The 18,043-nt window shown below is 74.9% G+C and carries 9 protein-coding genes; 4 read left to right on the top strand and 5 right to left on the bottom strand.

Going from position 1 to position 18,043, the window contains the following annotated elements:
* Positions 1-334: 334 nt before the first annotated feature.
* The 4 genes from RQM47_RS05125 to RQM47_RS05110 are packed head-to-tail and all read left to right on the top strand — an operon-like array spanning position 335 to position 6,650.
* Entirely contained in the window at positions 335-1,174 is an 840-nt protein-coding gene (locus tag RQM47_RS05125; RefSeq protein ID WP_314007701.1) for an SdiA-regulated domain-containing protein, read from the top strand.
* Positions 1,174-5,043: a BamA/TamA family outer membrane protein gene (locus RQM47_RS05120; RefSeq protein WP_314007698.1), complete on the top strand. Its 3,870-nt coding sequence runs from the start codon at positions 1,174-1,176 to the stop codon at positions 5,041-5,043. Before RQM47_RS05125 ends, RQM47_RS05120 begins: the two co-directional genes overlap by 1 nt.
* A 43-nt stretch (positions 5,044-5,086) precedes the next feature.
* Complete coding sequence (locus RQM47_RS05115; RefSeq protein WP_314007695.1) at positions 5,087-5,980, top strand: Pycsar system effector family protein; 894 nt, start codon at positions 5,087-5,089, stop codon at positions 5,978-5,980.
* Positions 5,981-6,011: 31 nt separating this feature from the next.
* Positions 6,012-6,650 (top strand): histidine phosphatase family protein, encoded by a 639-nt coding sequence (locus tag RQM47_RS05110; protein WP_311662626.1) that lies wholly within the window; start codon positions 6,012-6,014, stop codon positions 6,648-6,650.
* Between the two features lie 185 nt (positions 6,651-6,835).
* Here the strand turns inward: RQM47_RS05110 and RQM47_RS05105 are convergent, their stop codons facing one another.
* The 5 genes from RQM47_RS05105 to RQM47_RS05085 all read right to left on the bottom strand — a co-directional run bounded on the left by RQM47_RS05105 (position 6,836) and on the right by RQM47_RS05085 (position 17,815).
* Positions 6,836-8,542 carry a dipeptidyl-peptidase 3 family protein gene (locus RQM47_RS05105; RefSeq protein WP_314007691.1) on the bottom strand — a complete coding sequence of 569 codons (1,707 nt, stop codon included), beginning with the start codon at positions 8,540-8,542 and terminating at the stop codon, positions 6,836-6,838.
* A gap of 230 nt (positions 8,543-8,772) precedes the next feature.
* The gene (locus tag RQM47_RS05100) at positions 8,773-9,648 is read right to left on the bottom strand and encodes a ChaN family lipoprotein (RefSeq protein WP_314007688.1); all 876 of its coding nucleotides are present in this window, start codon (positions 9,646-9,648) and stop codon (positions 8,773-8,775) included.
* 139 nt (positions 9,649-9,787) lie between these two features.
* Positions 9,788-11,875, bottom strand: coding sequence for a DEAD/DEAH box helicase (locus RQM47_RS05095; protein ID WP_314007687.1), 2,088 nt, complete (start codon positions 11,873-11,875; stop codon positions 9,788-9,790).
* A gap of 330 nt (positions 11,876-12,205) precedes the next feature.
* Positions 12,206-12,622, bottom strand: coding sequence for a response regulator transcription factor (locus RQM47_RS05090; RefSeq protein ID WP_314007684.1), 417 nt, complete (start codon positions 12,620-12,622; stop codon positions 12,206-12,208).
* A 216-nt stretch (positions 12,623-12,838) separates the two neighbouring features.
* The gene (locus tag RQM47_RS05085) at positions 12,839-17,815 is read right to left on the bottom strand and encodes a PAS domain S-box protein (protein WP_314007682.1); all 4,977 of its coding nucleotides are present in this window, start codon (positions 17,813-17,815) and stop codon (positions 12,839-12,841) included.
* Between the last annotated feature and the right edge of the window lie 228 nt (positions 17,816-18,043).

Here is an 18,043-nt window from a genome sequence, read left to right as displayed (position 1 = left end):
CGACGTAGCGGCGTTGCATGCAACGCCGTCGGGCCGCGGCGCCCACGCATGGGCGGGGCGGACGTCGTAGGGGCGACCGGCGGTCGCCCGCACCTCGGGCACGGCGCCCGCGGCCGAGGCGCCTGGCACGGGCGGGGCGGCGCCTGACCGAACCGCCCCGCCCGCCCCAGACACGACGAGTCGTGTCCCCATGGGTGCCCGCCGGTGGGCGGGTCGCACCGGGCGGGCCGGCGCACGTCCAGACCGCCCCGCCCGCACCCGCCGCCCGGGGGCACCGCGTTCCGCCCGCCCCGCCCCACGAACCCGCCGCAGGAGCGCGCGTTCGACGCCGCCCATGCGCCTGCTCCTCCTCGCCGCCGTTTTCCTCGCCGCGTGCGACCGCCCCGCCCCGCCCCCGGCGGCGGGCGGGGTGGCGAGCGCGACGGCCGCCGTCCCGTATCGGCTGGCCGAGCCGGACCTCGCCCTCACGCTCCCGGCCGAGCTGCGCGAGGTGTCCGGCCTCACGCTCCTGCCCACGGGCCGCCTCGGGGCGGTCCAGGACGAGGACGGCCTGATCTACGAGGTCGACCCCGGGAGCGGCGCCGTCCTCACGCGCGAGCGGTTCCACGGCGCGGGCGACTTCGAGGGCGTCGAGCTCACGACCGACGCCATCTGGACCCTCAAGAGCAACGGCGACCTGTTCCGCGTGCGCCAGACCGACGACGGGCGCGTCGAGGCCGACCTGTTCGAGACGCCCCTCGCGAGCCGGAACGACGCCGAGGGCCTGGGCTACGACCTCGCCCAGAACCGGCTGCTCATCGCGTGCAAGGAGGACCCCGGCCTCGACCTCCGCGGCGTCCGCGCCGTCTACGCCTTCGACCTCGCCACGCTCGCGCTCTCCGAGCGCCCCGTGTTCACGCTCGACCGCGCCCGCGTCGACGGCGACCACGCGTTCAAGCCGTCTGCACTCGCTGTTCACCCGGCGACGGGTCAGGTTTACGTGCTGTCGTCCGTCCGAAAGGCGCTGGCCGTCGTCGAACCCGACGGCACGCTTTCTGCCGTCGTCGAGCTTCCGCCCGCCCTCTACCCGCAGCCCGAGGGCATCGCGTTCGCCGCCGACGGCACGCTGTTCATCTCGAACGAGGGGCCGGTCGGGTCCGGCACCCTCCTCCGCTTCGCGCCCCCCGACGCTTGATGCCGCCGACCCCGTTTTCGAGGCCCCGCCCCGCCCCGCTCGCCGCCCCGCCCGTGCGGCTGCTCCTGCTCGGCCTCTGCGTCCTGTTCGCCTCGGCGTGCGCGTCGACGGGGACGTACGTGGCGGGCGCGTACCAGGACGAGCCGGTCCCCCCGCTCCCCGCCGACGAGGTCGCCCACACGGTTTTCCTGACCGGCAACACGGGCGACCTCGACACGGGGGCCGTGCTGCGCGCGCTCGGCGCCGACGCCCGCGGGCGGGGCGGGGCGGCGACCGTCGCGTTCCTGGGCGACGTGACGACGGACGGCGTGCCGGCCGCCGGCGCCGGCGACCGAGCCGAGGCGCTGGACAAGCTCGACGCGCTCGCCGACGCGCTCGCCGACGCGCTCGGGGCCTTCGAGGGCGAGGTCGTCGTCGTCCCCGGCGACCGCGACTGGAGGCAGGGCGAGAACGGCGTGCGCCGGCTCGAAACCGTCGTGGACAGCCTGTTCGGCGGCGACGCGCTCGTGCCCGGCGACCAGTCCGGCGGCCCGCGCGAGTGGGAGCCGGCCGAGGGCCTCCGCCTGGTCGCCCTCGACACGGGGTGGTGGCTGCTCGACGCCGACGCCCGCCCGCCGGGCGAGGCCGAAGGCCAGGACGTCCGCACGCCGGGCGACGTAGCCCGCATCCTCCGGCAGATCGTGGTCGACCGCGACGACAGCCGGATCGTGGTCCTCGCCCACCACCCGCTCCAATCGCGCGGCGAGCACGCCGGCTACCGGACGGTCGGCCAGACGCTCGCCACGCTCGGAATCGGCGCGCTCGCCGCGCGGACGTTCGGGCGGGACCGCCAGGACCTGGCCTCGCCCGAGTACCGGGCCATGCGCGCCGTGCTCGAAGCGTCGACGGCCGGGCACGACCGGCTCGTGTGGGCGGCCTCCCACGACCACAGCCTCCAGACGCTCCCCACCGACCGCTCGGTGACCGTCCGCCAGTTCAACCTCGTGAGCGGGACCGGGGGCGGGGCGGTCGACCCGGTCTCGTCCGAGGGCGCCCTCCACGTCGCCGCGCGGCCCGGCTACCAGCGGCTGCTCTACTACCCCGACGGCCGCTTGTGGGCCGAGACCGTCGAGGTGGACCCCGAGACCGGAGCCGCCGAGGTCGCGTTTCGGACCGAGCTGGCCGGCCCGATCCCCGAGCTCGTCGACCCCGAGGTGCCGACCGACGTCGAGGCCGAGGAGCTGCCCGAGACGCTGGGCGAGACGGTCGTGGCCGAGCTGGACGCCGGCTTTTCGCAGTCGCCCCGGTTCTCGGAGGGCGCCGTCGCGCGGACCCTCTTCGGCGACCGCTACCGAGACGCGTGGCACACGCGCGTCGAGGTCCCCGTCGTGGACATGGGTACCGAGGCCGGCGGGCTCACGCCGATCAAGCGGAGCGGGGGGAACCAGACGACCGGGCTCCGGCTCGAGAGCGGCGACGGCCACGTGTACGACTTCCGCCTGCTCGAAAAGGGCGGGACGGGGCAGGTCCCGGCCGATCTCCGCGACGGGCTCGTGTCCGACGTGGTCCTCGAGCTCCGCGCGGCGGCCATCCCCTACGGCGCGATCGTGACGGCCGAGCTGTCGAACGCGGTCGGCGTGCCCACGCCCCGCCCCCGGATCGTCTACGTCCCCGACGACCCCCGACTCGGCCGCTACCGCGACCAGTTCGGGGACCGCCTGGCGACGCTCGAGCTCCGCCCCGACGACGACGTCTCGGACGTGCCCGAGTTCGAGGGCTTCACCGACGTGATCTCCGACGAGAAGCTCCGCGAGGAGCTCCGCGAGGACCAGGACCACTACGTCGACCAGCGGGCGTTCCTCCGCGCCCGGCTCGTCGACATGCTGGTGGCCGACTGGGACCGGCACGCGGGCCAGTTCCGGTGGGGCGCCTTCGAGCCCGGCGAGCTGGACTCGACGCTGACGGGCGACGCGGCGACCAAGGGCAAGGTGTACCTCCCGGTCCCCCGCGACCACGACTGGGCGTTCTACGGGATCGGCGGGCTCCTCCAGCCCGCCCTGTTCTCGTTCGACGACCGGCTCCAGGGCATCGGCGAGTCGTACGGGAGCATCGCCGGGCTGACGCGGAACGGGTTCGACCAGGACCGCCGGTTCCTCAACGCGCTCACGCGCGAGGACTGGGAGGCCATCGCCCGGGACGTCCAGGCGGCGCTCTCCGACACCGTCATCGCGCGGTCGCTGGACGTCCTCCCCGCCCCGGTCTACGACGAGCTGGCGCCCGGGTGGGAGCGGGCCTTGGAAGGCCGCCGCGACCGGCTCGTCGACCTCGCCCGGCGCTACTACGACATCCAGGCGCGGATCGTCGACGTGCTCGGGAGCGACGAGCGCGAGGTGTTCGAGATCGAGCGGCTGGCCGACGGTCGCCTCCGCGTCACCGTCCGCTCGTACAAGGGCGGGGAGGTCGGCCGCGAGCTGTACGCCCGCACGTTCTCGCCCGACGAGACCGCCCAGGTCCGGCTCTACGGGATGGCCGGCGACGACCTGTTCCACGTCGTCGGCGACGGGCCGGACGACATCGGCCTCCGCATCATCGGGGGCGCCGGCGACGACGTCGTGGACGCCCCGGCCGGCCACCTCGCCCTCTACGACACGCCGGGCGGGGCGGTGTTCGAGACCCGCGGCCCCGGCGTCAAGGACCGGCGCTCCGAGGACGCCGACGTCAACCTCTACGACCCGACCGAACGGGTCCGGGGCATGCGCCGGGTGTTCCCGGACGTCGGCTACCAGTCGACGGACGGCGTGATCCTGGGGGCGGGCATCACGTGGTCGGTGCCGGGCTTCCGGCTCCGGCCCTACGCGGCCGTCCACTCGGTCTCGGCCAACATCGCGACGGCCACGGGCGGGGTGGCCGCGCGCTACACCGGCTACATGCGCCACGTGATCGGGCCGCTCAGCCTCACGCTCGACGCGCAGGCGTCGACGCCGCGCTACGCCCGCAACTTCTACGGGTTCGGGAACGGGACGGCGGACGTGGGCTCCGACCTGGCGCGCGTGAACCTGGCCCGGGCGCAGGTGCGGGCCGGCCTGGGCACGCCGCTCGGCCAGGGCGCCCTCGTCTCGTTCGGGCCGAGCGTCCGCTACGCCGACGCGAGCGCGCCCGACCTGGACGACCTCGACCTCGGCTTCGACCGGCCGAACGGTACCGTCGTCCTCCCCGCCCCGCCCGCGCTCGCGCTGGGCGCCGACGCCTTCGACCCGCAGACGCACGCGGGCGCGTTCGGGCGGTTCGAGGTGGCCGCGCTGGACCGGGCCGTGAACCCGCGCCAGGGCGTCCGCATCGCGGTCGAGGGCGACGTGCTCGCCGGCCTCACGGGGCCGGCCGAGACGTACGGGGCCGTCCTCGGCGAGATCGCCGCCTACGTCCCGGTCGCGGCCGCGCCCCAGGTCACGCTCGCGCTCCGGGGCGGGGCGGAGACGCGCGTGGGCGACTTCCCGTTCTACGACGCGGCCGTGATCGGCGGGCTGGGCACACTCCGCGGCTACCGCCGCGAGCGGTTCTCGGGGCGGACGGCGGCGTCGGCGTCCGCCGAGGTCCGGGCGGCGCTGTTCGACGTGAGCACCTACGTGCTCCCGGTCCAGGTCGGCGTGCTCGGGTTCGTCGACGGCGGCCGCGTCTGGGCCGACACGCCCGAGTGCACGGACGCGCTCTCGCCCGAGGCGTGCGCCCTCGTCGACTTCCAGGGCGTCGACCCCGACGCGGGCGACGGCCTCCAGTTTGGGTACGGGGGCGGCCTGTGGTTCGGGTTCCTCGACCGGGCCGTCGCCAACGTCACCGTCGGCGTCTCCGACGAGTCGACGCTCGTGAGCGTCGGGCTCGGGTTCGCTTACTAAGTTCAGCGCCGGCGCGTTCTGCCCCCTTTTCTACCCCACTCCGATGGCCGACCCCGCCCCGCCCACGCCCCCGGCCGACGCCGCCATCGGCGACGGCTCGCCGGGCGTCGCGCTCGCCCCTCAGACGCCCGCCCTGCCCGCCGAGACGCTCGACATGAGGCAGGTGGCCGGTGAGCGTCCGGCGGTGCCCCAGCCGGCAAAACCGGGCAAGAAAAACGAGACGTCGATGACGGCCGTCGGCCCCACCGACGGCGCCCTCTCAACGGCCGACCAGAACCTCGTGGACCTGGGCACGAAGCGGGGCATCGAGACCCTGTTTCGGACGAGCTACCGGACCAACATGGACCTCACGTCGCTGGCCGACGCGAAGGCCAACATCATGATCTCGATCAACGGCCTCATGGTCTCGATCCTGATCGCGTCGATCGCCCCCAAGGTCGACGCCAACACGTGGCTCTACTACCCGACGTCGCTCATCCTTATCGGGTGCCTGGGCTCGCTGGTGTACGCGGTCCTCGCCGCCCGGCCGCGCGTGCAGAGCACGGTCGTGACCGTCGAGAGCGCGCTCCAGAACCGGACGAACCTGCTCTTCTTCGGCAACTTCCACCACATGACGCAGGCCGAGTACGTCTTCGCCATGAAGCAGGTGGTCCAGGACCCGACGCAGATCTACGAGATGATGATGAAGGACGTCTACGGCATCGGGTCAGTCCTCCAGAAGAAGTACGAGCTGCTGCGCAAGTCGTACACCATCTTTATCGCCGCGCTCGTGGTCGGCGTCGTCGCCTTTATCGCCACCTTCTGGTACGCGGCGGCCTACGAGTCCGGCCCCAACGGAACCGTCGTCACGTACGAGGCGCCCGTTCCCGTCGCCCCGGCCGACGGCACGCCGCTCCCGCCAGGCGCGCAGCCGGGCACCGGCGGCATCTTCCCGTAGCCCCCACCCCGCCCCAGGCACCGCCCCCCGCATGAAGACGCTCCTCCTGCTCCGCCACGGGAAGTCCGACTGGGACGCCGACTACGGGGCCGACCACGACCGGCCGCTCGCGGAGCGGGGCCAGAAGGGCGCGCGGAAGATGGGCCGGTTTGTCACGACGGCCCGGCTCGTGCCGGACCGGGCGCTGACGTCGTCGGCCGTCCGCGCCCGCGAGACGCTGGCAACGGCGGCCGAGTCGGGCGGGTGGACCGGGCCGGCGCGCGTGACCGAGGCGCTCTACGACGCGACGCCCGAGGCCGTCCTCCGCGAGATCCGAGCGACCCCCGACGACGCCGACACGCTCGTCGTCGTTGGGCACGAGCCGACGTGGTCGGCGCTGGTCTCGCTGCTTATCGGGGGCGGGGCGGTCGAGATGAAGACGGCGGCTCTCGCGCGCGTCGACCTCGACGTCGACCGCTGGGCCGACGCGGCGGCGGGGCGCGGCGTGCTCGCCCTGCTCCTGCCGCCCCGCTCGCTCCGCCCGAACGCGTACCGGAAGCTGAAAGACAGCATCGAGCGGGCGATCGAGGCCCAGCGCGAGGCCCGCGAACGGGCCGAGAGCACGGCCGCCCCGCCCGAGCCGGACGTCCCGCGCCTGCCGGAGGCGCCGCCCGGGGGCGGGGCGGCGTAGGCGGGGCGGCGGGAACGACGTGATACGGAGTCGCGGAGTTCGTGCGGGCCTTACCCCGCCGCCCCGCCCGAGCACCCCTCACCCTGGCTGCGCCGACGCTGCGCGGTGTCCCTCTCCCGGGGACCTCGTAGGGCGGGGCGATGCCCAACGAATCGTCAGAGCCCGTATCAGGGGCGGGGCGGCTCCTAGCGCACGGGCGGGGCGGGGTCCAGGCCCAGGACCTCCGTCCCCTGCTCGAACACGACGTCGACCGGGACGCCCGCCGCGGCCACGCGGTCGAGGCTGCGCGCGAGCGACGGGTCCGTCCGCCCGTACTGGCGGACGAAGGCGTCGACCGCGTCGTAGTCGCCGTCGCCCTGGAGCGTCAGGATGCGGCGGGCGAGCGCCTCGACGGCCGGCCCCATCTGCTCGGGGACCACGCGCCAGACCTCGCCGTCGGGCGTGGACTCGGGCACGATCGCGCCGCGCTCGCGGAAAAAGTTGAACCGGACCAGGTTCGCGCGCCCGTGCGCGCTCGACGCCCCGAACCGGACCGACCGGAAGACGGACGCCATGAACGTCACGTAGTGCTCGTCGAGCGTCGCCTCGTCCCACTCGCCGCGCTCGATCAGCTGCTGGACCATGTAGAGCCCGAGCACGTCGGCCTTGCCCTCTTCGAGCGCGCTCGCCCGGTCCTGGAGCGCCTCGCGGACCGTCCCCGCCCCGCCCACGACGTTCTTGACGCCCAGCCCGTGCGCCACCTCGTGGAACATGGTGTTGCCAAAGAAGGCGTCGAACGTGACGAGGCCGCGCTGGTCCTCGGCGAGCAGCACGCCGGCGATGGGGACCAGGATGCGGTCGAACTTGGCCCGCATCGCGTTCTTCAGCTGGAGCCGACGCGAGCCCTTCGCGAGCTGGACGGCCTCGTCGTTGGGCAGGTTGATGGCGATCGTCTTCGAGCCTGCATTCGCCTCGCCGGCGGCGTAGACCACGTCGTAGGCGCCCAGGTCGGCGTCCGTCCCGGGCGCCTCGGCCTTGTAGGCGTCGTCGACGGGGAGCCCGCGCTGGAGGGCGGGGAGGAGCGCGGCGTAGCGCTGGAGCCGCGCGCTCCACGCCGGGTCCTTGACGAGCACGTACGCCTCGTGCGACGACTTGTAGCCGGCGAGCCCGTCCTCGTACGTCTCGATCGGCCCGATGACGAGGTCGAGCGGGTTGTCGCGGACGTCCATCCACGCCAGGTCGCTCGCCTGGTAGTCGTCGGATTCGAGCGCGTCGGCGCGGAGGCGGAGGTAGCGGGCGAATGAGGCGTTCTCCGACAGGTCGGCCGCCGCGCGGAGGTGGGCCGCCGCGCGCCGGTGCTCGTCGGCGAACGCCTCGTGGTACGGGACGCCCTCGAGCCCGCCCCGCTCGGTCTGGCGGACGAGCGTGTAGGCGCTCGTGAGGCCGCGGTCCGGGTAGAGGTCGGCCACGCGCAGCAGCTCCTCTTTCGTGAGGTCGTGCGGGTAGAGGTTCGAGCCCGCCGGCTTCGGCCCGACGCCGGGCAGGAACGGCGCGTTGCCGTCCAGCCGGTCCCACGGGCCGACGTTGATCTCGGCGTAGCGCCGGGCCGGCTCCGAGAGGCCCGCGAGCAGCGAGTCGCGGTCGCCGTACGCCTGGACCCAGAACACGTCGTCCATCTCCTCGGCCGCCGCGATCAGGTGCGGGATCATCCGCCGCGTCGAGTCGGAGAGGCTGGAGAGGTCGGCGTCCAGGCGGACCGTCGTGTATTGGCCGAGGAGGTCCTGGATCACGGAGTCCTCGGGCGCGAGCGCCCCGAGCCCGTCGGTCGTGGCCGTCGGCGAGGGGCCGTCGGCGGGCGTCTCGAACTGGCACCCGAGGGCGGCGAGGAGCAGGGCGGCGCAGGCGAGTTTCATGGCGGACGGAAGGCGAAAGGCGGAAGGTGCGCCACCCCGCCCGTGGTGTGGGCGGGGCGGCCGTAGCGGCGTTGCGTGCAACGCCGTCGGGCGGTGCCGTCGGGCGGTGCCGTCGGGCGGCACGCGGGCGGGGCGGGACCGTAGGGGCGACCGGCGGTCGCCCACGGGCGGGGCGGCGTCCGCGCCCAAGGTACCGGGCGGGGCGGCGGCCCCCGCGCGACCGCCCCGCCCTACCCGTCCGCCCGCGTCAGGACCACCACCCCGCCCGCGTCGGGTTCGGCTGCGTCGGGCGGGGCGGACAGGTCGGCGGCCGGCTCGAAGATGACCACGAGCACGCGGGCGTCCGGCGCCTCGCGCGCGAGGTGCTCCGGGATGCCCAGCCCGCCCGCGCTGTGGAAGCTCCCGTTGAGGTGGACCACGAGCGCCCCGCCCCGCCCGGCGTCCGCGATCCGGTGGGCCATCGTGAGGTCGCGGAGGTTCTGCGCCGCCAGCATCCCGCCGGCCGACGGGCCGCCGTGCCCAGCCATGCCGCCCATCGCGTCCGCGAACGCCGCCGCGAGCGCGTCCGACGGTCCGGCGAGCGGGCGGGGCGGGTAGACGGCGAGCGACGCCGCCGGCAGCCGGTCGAGCGCCTCCACCCCGCCCTCGCGCGCCACGAGGCGGACGTGCCGAGCCGGCGCGTTCGTCGCCACGACGGGCAGCCCGTGCGCGCGGGCATACTCCACGAGCGGCCGGTAGTCGGCGTAGTTGGACCACGGGCGGGCGCCTTCGGTCAGGTCGCGCTCCTGGGCGGCGCCGGCCAGGTACTCGTCGAGCACCGGCTGCACGTCGGCCTCGAACATTTCCAACCCGAGCGCGACGGGCCGCCCCGCCCCCATACGCTCGTGGACGCCCTGGAGCACGCGGAGCTGGAGCGCGTGGGCGACCGTGTCGTCGTGGCGCTCGCCGAGGAGCACCACGTCGGCCGCCGCCGCCGCGTCGACGACCGCGGCGAGGTCGCTGGGCTCGCCGTCCACGTAGACGGCGTAGCGGCCGGCTAGAGAGTCCGGCTGGGCCGAGGCGGCGGAGGCGAGCAGGAGCACGGCAACGAGGGCGGGGCGGAGCATGGGCGTGGGAAAATGTCGGGGGGAGGTCGTCACAAAACGGACCGCCCCGCCCCCGGGCAGGCGAGGGCGGGGCGGTAGAACCGTGGAGCAGTGGGTCAGCGAGAAGCGTTAGGCCGTGGCCGTCTTGAACCTCGCCGACTTACTCGCTCTTCTTGCTCCGCCGGCGCTTCCGCTTCGGCTTCGTGGCCTCGCCGTTGTCGGCCGCCCCGCCCTGCGGGTCGTCGGCGGGGGCGTCGTCGAACTCCGCGTCGGCGCCGGCCGCGAGGGCGACGCCGCCCTCGGCCGTGAAGGCGTAAGGCTCGTCGACGGGGCGGCGGCGCGAACCGGCGGCCGCCTCGGGCTCGCCGCCCCGCCCGGAGCGGCGGGAGCCCGAGCGGCCGCCCCGCTCGCTGCGGGCCGAGCGGTCGTCCGAGTCGTCGCGCTGGGCCTCGCCGCGCTCGGCGGGGGCGGGGCGGTCGTCGTCGCCGTCTCGGTCGGTGGGCTGGTCGCCACGGCCGGCCGGCTCGTCGCGGCGGGAGCGGCGGGACCGGCCACCCCGCCCGCGCTCGCCATTCCGGTCGTCCCCGCCGCTCTCCCCGTTCCGCTCCTCGCGGGCGGGGCGGGCCGAGACGTCGTCGCGGGCGTCGGCGTGCGGGGCGTCGTCGTCGTCGAGGGCGGGGCGGTCGTCGTCGTCGCGGCGGCGCGAGCGGCCACGCATCTCGTCGCGGCCGCGCCCGGTGCGGTCGCCGTCGCGCGCTTCGCGGGCCTCTTTCGCCTCGCGCTGCTGGACGTCGTACTCGCTCTCCGTCCGGTCCATGGCCGGGCCGGCCGGCGTGTCGTGGAGGCTCGCCTGGTAGACCCGGTCGAGGAGCATCGCGAGCAGTTCGGGCTCGCCCTCCTCGACAAACTGGCGGGCGACCGGCACGAACCGCTTCTGGCGCTCGCGCTCCAGGTTCGAGCGGCCGCGGAGGTCGTCCTCCAGGATGCGCGTGAGGCGCTGGCCGACGCGGTTGCCCAGCTCGTCGGGCGTCGGCAGGTCGATCTCGTCGAGCGGGATGTCGTACTTCTTGGCGATCTGGCGGAGCGTGGGCATGTCGCTCGCCGTCGTGATCGCGATCGAGACGCCGGCCTTGCCGGCCCGCGCCGTCCGCCCCGAGCGGTGGACGTAGTACTCGCGGTCCTGCGGGATGTCGTAGTGGAACACGTGGCTGAGGTCCTCCACGTCGATCCCGCGCGCGGCCACGTCGGTCGCGACCAGGAACCGGAGGTCGCCGTCGCGGAGCCGCTTCATCGTCTTCTCGCGCGCCTTCTGCGTGAGGTCCGACGAGATGCCGGCGGCGTTGTAGCCGTAGTTGTTCAGGAACGTGGCCAGGTACTCGACGTCGCGCCGCGTGTTGGCGAAGATGATGGCGCTCGACGGGTTCTCCCACTCGATGAGCGTGGCGAGCGCGCGGTCCTTCTCCATCGGCGCCACCTGGGCCGCCCGGTGCGTCATGCGCTCGACGTGGACCGTCCCGCCGGCCGTGGCGATAAAGACGGGGTCGGTCAGGAACTCCTGCCCGATCCGCTGGACCTGGAACGGCATGGTCGCCGAGAACATGTACGAGTCGCGCTCGCGCGGGAGGTAGCGGCGCACCTTGAGCATGTCGGGGAAGAACCCCATCGACAGCATCTCGTCGGCCTCGTCGAGGATGATCGTCCTGAGGCGGTCCAGCTTGAGCGTCCCGCGCGAGAGGTGGTCGAGCACGCGGCCCGGCGTGCCGACGACGAGGTGGGCGCCCTTCTCGAACGCCTCGATCTGCGGCCCGTAGGCCGTCCCGCCGTAGACGGGCACCGCGCGGAGGCGGTCGGCCTCGTCGAGCCCGGCGTTCATGCGCTGGAACTCGTCGTGGATCTGGCGGGCCAGCTCGCGCGTGGGGCACAGCACGAGGGCCTGGCACGTGTCCTCGTCGGGGTCCAGCTTTTCGAGGAGCGGGAGCAGGAAGGCGCCCGTCTTGCCGCTCCCCGTCCGGCTCTGGACCACGAGGTCCTGGCCGTCGAGGATGTACGGGAGCGCCTCGGCCTGGACTGGCATGAGCGCCGGCCACCCGAGCGCCTGGATGCCGGCCTGGAGCCGGGCGGGGAGGTCCTGGACCGAGACCGCCTCGGCGTCGGGGTCGGGCTCGGAAAACGGGGTCTGAAGCGGGCGGCTGGCCTTGGCCTCGTTCTGGGCCTTCTGCGTAAAGTCGAAGACGGCTTCGTACGCCATGTGTCGTCGGGGGTCTGGGGGTGGGGTGCCGCCCGGGTCCCTGTCACTGCCCGACCGGCGTCGCAAGGCGCGGGGCCACGAGGCCGCGCGCCGACGCGGCAGGCGCCGCGTCTGCGGAGACTACGGGCCGCCCGCGCGCGGTCGTCCCCACGCGCGGCGTCTTCCGCCCGAGTTCTTCACCGCCCCGCTCCGGGCACGGCCCGCCGTGGGCGGGGCGGGTGCGATGCCCCTCGGGGCGGCCGGCGGCCCTGCCACCACCCCGCCCTCGGCGGCAGACACGGGCGGGGCGGGCGCGTCGGGCACCGCCCCGCCCGGCCGGACCGGCGCCCGTTAGCCGCCTGAGCTGGCGATGAAGGCCGCCTCGGGCGTTTCCTCGTCGAGCACCTCCAGGATCACCGACACGAGCCGCGCCGCAAGGCCCTGCTTGGGGAGGAACCTGGCGGCCCCGGCCTCCAGCGCCCGCCGCGCGTAAACCTCCTCGTGGTGGGCCGAGATGACGAGGGCGGGGAGGCCCGGCCGCTCCTCGCTCAGACGCCGCACGAGGTCGACGCCGCTCATGCCCGGCAGCCGGAGGTCGGTCAGGACGAGGTCGCACGGTGTCTCCCGCAGCGCGTCCAGCGCCTCCTCGGCAGTCTCGACGGACTGGCTGAGCACGAGCCGGGGCTCCGTCGCGAGCAAAGCCGCGTAGGCCTCTCGCATGACGGGGTGGTCTTCCACGAGGAAGACACGGTGGGGGGACGACAACATGGGAAGCGCGCGCAGTGTGAGCGGGGCGGCACGCGCAAGATGGAGCACGGACGGGACATCTGCGCGCCTGCGCGGGCAAGCCGGGCCAAGGACGACGGGTGCCCCCCGCTCTTGGAGGTAGAGGCAACCAGGGAAATCCCCACGCAGCCCCACCGGATGGGTACCGCCGCCGGACGCAAAGCCCCGCCCGAACGCCGCGGGCGGGGTGGGCGCGCGTCAGGCCTCCGCCCCGCCCTCGCCAGCCGCCCCGCCCTCGACGGCCCGCTCCGCCGGCACGACGAACGCGATCCGAGTGCCGCCGCCGGGCGACGAGTCGATCTCGACCCGGCCGCCCACGAGGTCGAGGCGGCCTTGGACGCTTTCGAGCCCGAGCCCCGTCCCGCCCCGCCCGGCGGCCTGCTCCGGGTCGAAGCCGGCGCCCTCGTCCTCGACCGCCACGACCACCGTGCCGCCGTCGCGGCGGGCCGTGAGGCGGGCGCGCTCGACGTCCGCGTGCTTGACCACGTTGAACAGGGCTTCGCGGAGCACCTGGTAGAGCGTGGCCCGCGTGCTCCGGTCGGCGATGCGGCAGCCGGGCTCGACCTCGACCTCGACCGCGAGCCCGTACCGCGCCCGGACGTGCTCGGCCAGCCACTCGAAGACCTCGACCACGTCCTCCATGCGGAGGACGGCCGGGCTGAGCTCCGACGCCAGCGTCCGCGTGAGCGCGACGGCGTCGTCGAGCGTGGCCGTCGCGCGGTCGAGGAGCGGCGCGTTGGCCGCCCCGCCCTGGCGGAGCACGGAGAGCGTCATGGACAGGCCGTAGAGCTGCTGCTGGAGGTCGTCGTGGAGGACCTGCGCGATCCGTCGGCGCTCCTCCTCCTCGGCCACGGTCAGCCGCGCCAGCAGGCGCCGCGCGAGCGCCGTCCGCTGGCGGACCCGGCGTTCGAGCGTCTCGTTGAGGGCCTGGATCTCCTCCTCGGCCTGCACGATCTGGTCGATGTCCGTCACCGTCCCGAACCACCCCGTCAGGGCGCCGGCGTCGTCGCGGACGGGCTGGGCGCGCGTGAGGAACCAGCGGTACTGGCCGCCGGCGACCTCCATGCGGTAGCGGGCCGCGTACGGCTCCGTCCCGCCCCGCCCCGCATCGAGCACGGCCTCGGCGGCGGCCCGGTCGTCGGGGTGCACGAGGTCCTCCCACATCTCCGTCCCCAGCGCCGCGTCGGCGGTCTGCCCCGTGACCTCCATGAACCGGGGGTTCACGTAGCCGATCCGGCCGTCGGGGTCGGCCGTGAACAAGATGTCGGGGACGGTCTCGGCCGTCCGCCGGAACCGCTCTTCCGACGCCCGCAGTGCGTCCTCAGCCTCTTTGTGCGCCGTGTTGTCGCGGAGCACCTTGGCGAACCCGCGGACCGCCCCGCCCTCGCCGCGGAGTGCCATCATGACGCCGTTGGCCCAGAACCGCGAGCCGTCGGCCCGGGCGTGCCAGCGGTCGTCGGCGGCTTGGCCCGTCTCGCGGGCCGTGTCGAGCTCGGCCTCGAACACGCCCGCGGCCCGGTCCTCGGGCGTAAAGATGAAGCGGGCGGGGCGGCCGAGCGCGTCGGCCTCGGCGACCCCGAAGGTGGCCTCGGCGCCCCGGTTCCACATCGTGACGCGGCCCTCGGCGTCGGTCATGAACATGGCGTAGCCCGTGGCGCCTTCGACGAGCACGCGGTAGCGCTCTTCAGACGCCCGAAGGTCGGCCTCGGCGTTGGCCCGCGTCACGGCCTCCCACGCCCGCTCGGCCGTCTCCTCGACCAGCGCCACCTCGGCGTCGGTCCAGTCGCGGGGCTCCGCGCTGTGGACGACGAACAGGGCCACGCCCCGCCCGTCGCGGACGACCGGCGTGAGCACGTACGCCCCGATGTCGAGCGCGAGCGTGGCCTCGCGGGCCGCCGTGCCCAGGCGCGGGTCGGCCGCCACGTCGCGGACCACGAGCGTCCGCCCCGCCCGGAACTCGTCCATCGCCGCCCGGCCGTACCCGTCCAGGTCGTACGTCCCGACCACGCTGGGCACGCCGTCGTGGTAGTCGGTGCGGACGGTGCCGGTCGCGCCGTCGGCCGAGACCGCAGCGCAGTGGACGCGGCTGGCCCCCAGGTACTCGCCCAGCACACGGGCCGCCGCGCCCTCGACGGCGAGCGCGCCGGCCGACGGGCGGAGCGCGTCGGCGAGCGCGGCGCGGAAGGCGTCCCGCCCCGCCCCGGCGCGGAGCGCCTCGGCCGCCTCGCGCTGCTCGGTCACGTCGGCGTTCATGCCCACGTAGCCGCGGATCGCCCCGCCCCCGTCGCGGAGCGGGGTGGCCCGGGTGTGCGTCCACCGCCAGGTCCCGCTGGGGCCGTGGCGGAGCCGGTTCTGGTGGTCGTAGTCGGCGCCCGCCGCGACGGCCCGCCGCCACGCCGCGAGCGCCTCGGCCCGGTCGTCGGGGTGGACGGCGTCGGCCCACCCCTCGCCCTCCCACTCGGGGGCGGTCTGGCCCGTGAACGCCCGCCACGACGGCGAGTCCTCGACGATCCGGCCCTCGGCGTCGGCCGACCAGACGATCTGGGCCGAGGCCTCGACGAGCGCCCGGAACTGCTCCTCGCTCCGGCGGAGGCCCTCCTCGGCCTGTCGCCGCGCGGTGATGTCGATGAACGTGACCACGACGCCGTCGATCCGGTCGTCGACCGTCCGGTAGGGCCGCGTGTGGACGAGGTACCACCGGCCGTCGGCGCCCTGGACCTCGCGCTCCTGGACTTCGAGCCGGTCGAGCACGGCGCGGGCGTCGTCGGCCAGCACGGCGCCGCCGAACGTCGGGGCAAAGTCGGACAGGGGCCGCCCGAGGTCGGACGGCCGGAGGCGGAAGTGGTCGCGGACGCTCGGCGTGAACCGCTGGACGCGGAGGCTCCGGTCGAGGAAGAGCGTGGCGATCTCGGTCGACGTGATGAGGTTTTCGAGGTCGCCCTTGGCCCGGGCCAGCTCGTCCACCTTCGCCTTCATCTCGTCGTTGACCGTCTGGAGCTCCTCGGCCATCGACTGCGCCTCCTCCTTCGACGTCTCCAGCTCCTCGGCCGTCGAGCGCAGCTCCTCGTTGATCGACTGGAGCTCCTCGTTCTGCGCCTTGAGCTCCTCGCGGCTGGTCTCGAACTCCTCGACGGAGAGCTGGAGCTGCTCGCGGACCTCCTGGACCTCGGCCTGGAGCGCCGCCTCTCGGTCGGGCGGGTCGACGAGCGCCGCCCCGCCCTCGGCGGGCGGGGCGGTCTCGAACAGGACCTGGACGGAGTCGCCCTCGGCCGTCGCCCGGGCGCGGACGCGGACGGCCCGCTCGGCGCCCTCGACCTCGACGCGGACCGGCCCCGAGGCGACCTCCCCGCCCTCGCGGCGGGCCTGGTAGAGCGCGGCCTGCACGGACGGCCGGAGGACGGGGAGGACGAGCCGGAGCACGTTCCGCGTGGGCTCGCCGGACCCCATCTGGAGGAACGCCCCCGCCCCGCCCGACAGGTGGACCACCTCGCCGGTCTCGCCGACGAGCACGCTGGGCGGGGCGGCCTCGGCTCGGAGCCGCCGGTGGACGTCGGCAAACGACACGGACGGACCGACCTCGCCGTCGGGACGCGCGGGCGGGGCGGGCGCCACGCCCACCGACGGGATGCGCGGCGAGCGCGGGAGGGCGGGGAGGGCGACCTCGACGTCGCGGCGCCGGTACAGCCGGGCGTCCTTGTCCTCGGCCTGGTAGAGCGCCGAGGCGGCGTCGGCGGTCTCGCTGGAGCCCAGGAACAGGGCGCCGCCCGGGTCGAGCGCGTAGTGGAACAGCTCGAGCACGCGCTGCTGGAGCGACCGCTGGAGGTAGATGAGCAGGTTCCGGCACGTGACGAGGTCGAGGTGCGCGAACGGCGGGTCCTTGAGCAGGCTGTGCGGCGCGAACAGGACCGTCTCGCGGAGCGCCTCCGTCACGCGGTAGCCGCCGGTCGAGCGCCGGAAAAAACGGCGGAGCCGCTCGGGGCTCACGTCGGCCTCGATGGACTCGGGGTAGACGCCGGCCCGCCCGACGGCCACGGCCCGCTCCGACAGGTCGGTGGCGAACACCTGGACGCGGGGCGGGGCGGCCAGCTGCCCGGCGAACTCGGCGAGCAGGATGGCGACGGAGTACGCCTCCTCGCCCGTCGCGCACCCGGCCACCCACACGCGGACCTCGTCGTCGGGTCCCTTCCCCTCGAACAGCGACGGGACGACGGCCGCTTCCAGGACCTCAAAGGCCTCGGGGTCGCGGAAAAAGTTGGTGACCGAGATGAGGAGGTCGTCGAGCAGCCGGGCCGGCTCGCCGGGCGTCCGCCGGAGGGCGTCGAGGTAGGCGCTCGGCGAGTCGGCGCCGACGACGTGCATGCGCCGGGCCAGCCGCCGGAGGACCGTCGAGCGCTTGTAGTGGGCGAAGTCGTGGCCCGTCTGCGCGCGCAGGAGCGCGAGCACCTGCTGGACGGCGCGGACGTCGTCGCGGCCGAGGGCGTCCTCGTCGGGCGGGAGCCGGGCGGCCTTGAGCCGGTCGCCGTAGGCGATGGCCTCGCGGGCGAGCTGGCCCGCCGTCCCGACGGTGTCGGCGACGCCGGCGGCGATCGCGCTCCGCGGCATCTCGTCGTAGCCCGCGTCGGCGGGGTCCTGCGCGAGCACGAGCCCGCCGAGCTCCTGGAGCCGGCTCGCCCCGACGGTCCCGTTCTGCCCCGTCCCCGAGAGAACCACGCCGACGGCGTGCTCGCCGTAGGCCTCGGCGAGCGTGCGGAAAAAGTGGTCGATCGGCCGCCGCCGGTGCCGCTCGTCTTCGAGCGGCTCGAGCCGGAGGTGCCCGTCCTCCATGACGAGGTTCCGGTTCGGCGGGATCACGTAGACGTGCCCCGGACAGACCTCCTCGCGCTCGGTGACCTGCGTGACGGGGAGCGGCACGGACCGCTCCAGGATCTCGGCCAGCTGGCTCTCGCGGTCCGGCGCCAGGTGGATGACGACGACGAAGGCGGCCCCGTCGGTCTTGGGGAGCCCGGCGAAAAACGCCTCCAGCGCCTCCAGCCCGCCCGCGCTCGCGCCCAGCCCGACGACGAGGAACGGCGAGGCGTCGGGGTCGCGGTCGGGGCCGAGCGCGCCGCTCGCGTCCATCTCGGACTCGGGGGCGGGGCGGTCGTCGGGGGCGTCGCCCTCGGGGGTGTGAGGCATGTGTGGCCAGGGGGAGGGAGCCCACGCGTTGGAGGATCCCCCTATCTACGAAAAGCGCACGCCGCCGTTCGCCAACGACTTGGAGGGCGTGAGACAAAGGCTCGAAGGCCGCGTGACACCGCCCCGCCCGCTGCGGCCTTCCGGCGCCCTGACGGTGCAGCCGGAGGCATACCGCCCCGCCCGAGCGGGGCGGCGGCGCGTGCTCGGGCGGGGCGGCCGGCGGCGCCG

This window comes from Rubrivirga sp. S365 (assembly GCF_032248475.1).
GTDB lineage: Bacteria > Bacteroidota > Rhodothermia > Rhodothermales > Rubricoccaceae > Rubrivirga > Rubrivirga litoralis.
This window is presented reverse-complemented; position numbering and strand designations above follow the sequence as displayed.